This is a genomic window from Streptomyces sp. NPDC029216 (genome assembly GCF_040648015.1).
Lineage (GTDB): Bacteria > Actinomycetota > Actinomycetes > Streptomycetales > Streptomycetaceae > Streptomyces.
Genome location: NZ_JBEZWL010000262.1, coordinates 1 through 4,630 on the forward strand (window position 1 = coordinate 1; position 4,630 = coordinate 4,630).

At 71.4% G+C, this 4,630-nt stretch carries 4 protein-coding genes and 1 pseudogene; 3 read left to right on the plus strand and 2 right to left on the minus strand.

The window, feature by feature from the left end; all coding sequences use genetic code 11:
* Positions 1 to 124 precede the first annotated feature (124 nt).
* Together AB0F18_RS38470 and AB0F18_RS38475 are read left to right on the plus strand one after the other, a co-directional pair.
* Positions 125 to 730: a hypothetical protein gene (locus tag AB0F18_RS38470; protein ID WP_362069985.1), complete on the plus strand. Its 606-nt coding sequence runs from the start codon at positions 125 to 127 to the stop codon at positions 728 to 730.
* A gap of 316 nt (positions 731 to 1,046) precedes the next feature.
* Positions 1,047 to 2,033, plus strand: coding sequence for an aldo/keto reductase (locus tag AB0F18_RS38475; protein ID WP_362069988.1), 987 nt, complete (start codon positions 1,047 to 1,049; stop codon positions 2,031 to 2,033).
* A 220-nt stretch (positions 2,034 to 2,253) separates the two neighbouring features.
* Here the strand turns inward: AB0F18_RS38475 and AB0F18_RS38480 are convergent.
* Both AB0F18_RS38480 and AB0F18_RS38485 read right to left on the minus strand, forming a co-directional pair.
* A pseudogene (locus AB0F18_RS38480) lies at positions 2,254 to 2,358 on the minus strand (leucine zipper domain-containing protein); the annotation flags it as partial.
* 442 nt (positions 2,359 to 2,800) lie between these two features.
* Positions 2,801 to 3,724 (minus strand): zinc-binding dehydrogenase, encoded by a 924-nt coding sequence (locus AB0F18_RS38485; protein ID WP_362069991.1) that lies wholly within the window; start codon positions 3,722 to 3,724, stop codon positions 2,801 to 2,803.
* A 90-nt stretch (positions 3,725 to 3,814) separates the two neighbouring features.
* Here AB0F18_RS38485 and AB0F18_RS38490 point away from each other — a divergent pair, with 90 nt between their 5' ends.
* Complete coding sequence (locus AB0F18_RS38490; protein ID WP_362069993.1) at positions 3,815 to 4,285, plus strand: MarR family winged helix-turn-helix transcriptional regulator; 471 nt, start codon at positions 3,815 to 3,817, stop codon at positions 4,283 to 4,285.
* The last annotated feature ends 345 nt before the right edge of the window (positions 4,286 to 4,630 follow it).

Genomic DNA, 4,630 nt, shown 5'->3' on the forward strand with positions numbered 1-4,630 from the left:
CAGGGGGGACCCTGTGGGAGAGTAGGACGCCGCCGAACAATCATTGTGGGAAAGCCCCGCACCTTCTGGTGCGGGGCTTTTCTGCGTTTACGGCCGAACCGGCGGCCCGCCGTAGTCTGCATGTATGACGAGCATGCAGCAGAAGCGGAGAGCGGCCGCCTACGACATCGCCGTCACGGGGCTCCTGCTGCTGGCCGCCGCCGTGGGCTGGAGCGACCTCGTGCTCCTGGTCTCCGGAACCGTGGTGTCCGGGTGGGAGCTGTGCGTCGTCCTGCTCTGCGTGGCGGTGGTCGTCGGCATCGTGCGCGCCGTGCGGGTCCGCTCGACGGCCTCCACGGCCGCGCCGAGCCGGCCCGTCCCGATGAGCCTCGCACGGGGAGTCGCCATCGTCGCGGCGGCGTTGAGCTGTGCGGCCGGAGCGCTCGACGAACTCGGTGCGGAGTACTACGTCTTGGACCCCGCGGGCCCCGGCGGCTGTACCGCCGTCGTCAGGGAGACCTCGTTCCTGGTGATCGGCAGCGGTGACGTGTACGCCGTCGGCCCGAGCCACATCGGCTGGCGGCCGTCGGGCTCCTGGATCGCAGACGACGGCCACCGGCCCATCGGCGCGGGAACGTACGAGCTGCGCTGGAGCGAGGCCGCGGGCCGCGGAGGCCACGGCACGCTGAGCGTCCACGGAACCCCGACCGACCCGATCGTCTCGGGCGGCATCGCGGGCGTCCACTGCTGAGAACGTGCACCGTGCCATCCACTTGCGACAGGCAGGAGCTGTGACGACGGAGACCCGAGTGCCACTGACGCCTCAGGCGCCAGAAGGCCTGAACGGATTCGAACCCGTAGCTGAAGTTCAGGGACTCGCCGACACCTGGTGGCGGGGCAAGGACTCGCTCATCGCGGTCTACCGCGGCGAAGCCTCGGGCTTTGACGCCCCCCACTGCCTGAGGGCCCACATCTACGGTGGTCTCGATGCCTGATCGTTTGACATGGAGTGCACTCCAAGACCTAGCGTCGTGAGCAGACGGTTTTCCAGCTCGGGAGGCAGCAGCATGAACGGCGTACGGATCCGACACCTTGGTGAACTCGCGGTCTCCGCCCAGGGGTTGGGCTGCATGGGCATGAGCCACGCCTACGGGGACTCGGACGACGCGCAGTCGATCGCGACCCTCAACCGGGCCCTCGACCTCGGCGTGACCCTCCTGGACACCGCCGACTTCTACGGCTTCGGACACAACGAGGAACTCGTCGGGCGGGCCGTCGCCGGGCGCCGCGACGAGGCAGTGATCGCCACGAAGTTCGGCTTCGCCAACCGCCTGGGCGAGCCCACCGTGATCCGCGGCGACGCCGCCTACGTGCGCCAGGCGTGCGAGGCCTCGCTGCGTCGGCTCGGGGTCGACCACATCGACCTCTACTACCAGCACCGCGTCGACCCGCAGGTGCCGATCGAGGAGACGGTCGGCGCCATGGCCGAGCTGGTCCAGGCCGGCAAGGTCCGCCACCTCGGACTGTCGGAGGCCGGCGCGGAAACGATCCGGCGGGCGCACGCGGTGCATCCGATCGCGGCGCTCCAGAGCGAATGGTCCCTGTGGACCCGGGACCTGGAGGCCGAGGTCGCCCCCGTCTGCCGCGAACTCGGCATCGGCATGGTCCCGTTCTCCCCGCTCGGACGCGGTTTCCTGACCGGCCGCTACCAGTCGGTCGAGGGGCTGGCGGAAACCGACCTGCGGCGCACGCAGCCGCGGTTCGCCGACGGCAACCTCGAACGGAACCTGGCGATCGTCGCGAAGCTGGAGGAACTGGCCGCCGCCAAGGGCATCACCGCCGGGCAGCTGGCCCTGGCGTGGGTGCAGCACCGGGGCGAGGACGTCGTACCGATCCCCGGCACCCGGCGCCAGAAGTACCTGGAGGAGAACCTCGCGGCCCTGTCCGTCGAGCTGACCCCCGAGGACCTGGCCGCCATCGAGGCCGCGGCCCCGCGCGAACAGATCGCGGGCGCCCGCTACGACTCGACGAGCCTGACCTTCGTCAACCACTGAACCCGCTGCCGCCACCGTCTCGGCGGGCCTTGTGCGGAGTGCCGGCGGCACGGCCCAGGACCTTGCGCCCGCCGCCGCTCGCCGGTGGCCCGGTCGAGGGCGGCCAAGGGCGGGCAGGCCGTTGTGCACGAGGATGCGGTGGGCGGTCGAGGGGCGATGGCCGGTGTAGGCGGCCAGCCTCAGTGGGCTGATGCGGTGCTCGCGTCGGATCCGGATGACCTGGGCGGCTGGAACGGTCACTCATTCCGGCGGCCCCGAGCGTGCGGTAGCGGCGGGCCCTGCGGGCCGCCGTGGTGTGGCTGACCTGGAAACGCTCCGCCACCCGAAGCCAGCCCTGCCCGTTGGCGGCCACCGTCGGGGCGGGGGTGGAGGAGCGTCAGCTTGAAGGAGATCCGCAGGTCTGGCCCCGGCACGGCGGCCGGGAGCGGGGAGCGACCACGCCTGCGGCGGATCTCGGTGACCGCAGCAGAACCGGGGTCCGTGTCGCGAGGCGGTCGCGGTCAGCGGGACCGCGACCGGGGACGCGGCGACCGGACCCCGCCGAGTACGGGCAGGCCTGGTTACGCGCGGCCGCCGTGAGAACCTGCGCGACGCGTCGGGCCGTACGGTTCCTTGGCGCGGTAGTAGCGGTAACTCGTGACGGGTCGACCCCGGCAGGGGGCAGAAGCAGCCCGGAGTCGGAGGAGAACCGCAGCGCGCCGGCCGTCAGGTCGGTGCGCTGGGTGAAGCCCCCGATGGGCATCGGCCCACTCGAAGGTCAACGCCCCTCACGGCACCAGGACGACCTTGCCGAGGTTGCGGCGTTGTTCGATGAGGGCGTGGGCGCGGGCCGCCTCGGGGAGCGGGATCTCCTCGTGGACGGTGGTGCGCAGGGTGCCGGCGGCGCGCTGTTCCCAGAGCTCGCGCTGCCAGCGGGCGTACAGGTCGGGGCGGCCGAGGGCGATGGCCCGCATCTGGAAGCCGATCAACGAGGCGCCGCGTACCAGGAGTTCGTACGCCTCCACCGTGCCGCCGCCGGAGCTGAACGCCACCAGCCGGCCGCCCATGGCCAGCGCTCGTACGGCGGGGCCGAGGAGGTCGCCGCCGACGCCGTCGAGGACGACGTCGTACGGGGCGCCCCAGTCGGCGTCCTCGTACAGGACGACCTCGTCGGCGCCCAGGCCGCGGACGAACTCCGCCTTGTCGGGGCTGCTGACGGCCGCGACGACGCGCCCGGCCCCGCCGGCCCTGGCGAGCTGGAGGGCGAAGGTGCCCACCGCGCTGGCCGCCGCCGTGACGAGTACCGACTCGCCGGGCCGCACGCGCCCGGCCTCGTACGCCCCGCGCGCCACGAGCCCGCTGCGGACGAGGGCGACCGCGTCCACGGCGGACGCGCCGTCCGGGATGCGGGAGGCCATGGCGGTGCCGAGTACGGCGTACTCGGCGTAGGCGTCGGCGAAGCACAGCCCGGTGACGCGGTCCCCGGGGGCGAACCCGGCGACGTCCGGGCCGGCCGCTACGACGACCCCCGCGACCTCCCCGCCGAAGGAGACGGGCCCGCTGCCCTCGCGGACCTTGCGGACGGTGGGGAGGGTGACCCCGATGGCCTCCGTGCGGACGAGCAGCTCCCCGGGGCCCGCCTCGGGGCGGTCGACCTCCTCGGCGCACAGGACTTCGGGCCCACCGTTGACCTCATGGCGGATGCGCAGCACAGGACCTCCCCGATTCATATTCGTTGGGTTCCCCAACGGTATGGGAGAAGTCGTAGGGATGTCCAACGATTCCTGGGTAGGGTGGGGCGTATGGCCACGCCCCTTCCTTCGCCCGCACCCACGCCCTCGCCCCTCGCGCACATCCAGTCGTTGCCCAGCTGGCTCGTCGGCCGGGTGGCGGCGCGCGGGCGGGGACTGGTCGCCGATGCGATCGGGGCGGAGGGACTCAAGCTGATGCACCACGCGGTGTTGGCCGCGACCGCCGAGTACGGGCCCGTCGCCCAGGCGGACCTGGGCCGCCGGCTCGCCGTGGACCCGAAGGACATGGTCGGCATCCTCAATCACCTCCAGGAGGCGGGCCTGGTGCTGCGCACCCCGGACCCGGCCGACCGCCGCAAGAACGCCGTGACGGTCACGCCCGAGGGCCAGGCGCTCCTCGCCCGCTGCGCGACCCTCGCGGAGGCCGCGAACAGGGAGCTGCTGGCGCCGCTCACGGAGGAGGAGCAGGCCACGCTGATGGCGCTGCTGGCGCGGGTGCACGAGGCGCCCGCGCCGTTTTGACACCCCCGGGGGCCGGATGTAGAGTCAAACGGTTGCCTCGAACTGGACAAGTTCGGCGACCACCACTCCAGAGGGAATCCAATTCCGTGTGGAGTGCACTCGACTCTTCATTCGGAACGTCGAAGCCGGGAAATCCGGTGGAAAACTTCTGATAGAGTCGGAACCGCCGGAAAGGGAAAGCGCGAAAGCGCAGAACCTCGAAAGCGCCGAGGAAATCGGGTCCGAAAAGATCTGATAGACTCGGAAACGTAAGAACGAAAGCCCGGAGGAAAGCCCGAGAGGGTGAGTACAAAGGAAGCGTCCGTTCCTTGAGAACTCAACAGCGTGCCAAAAATCAACGCCAGA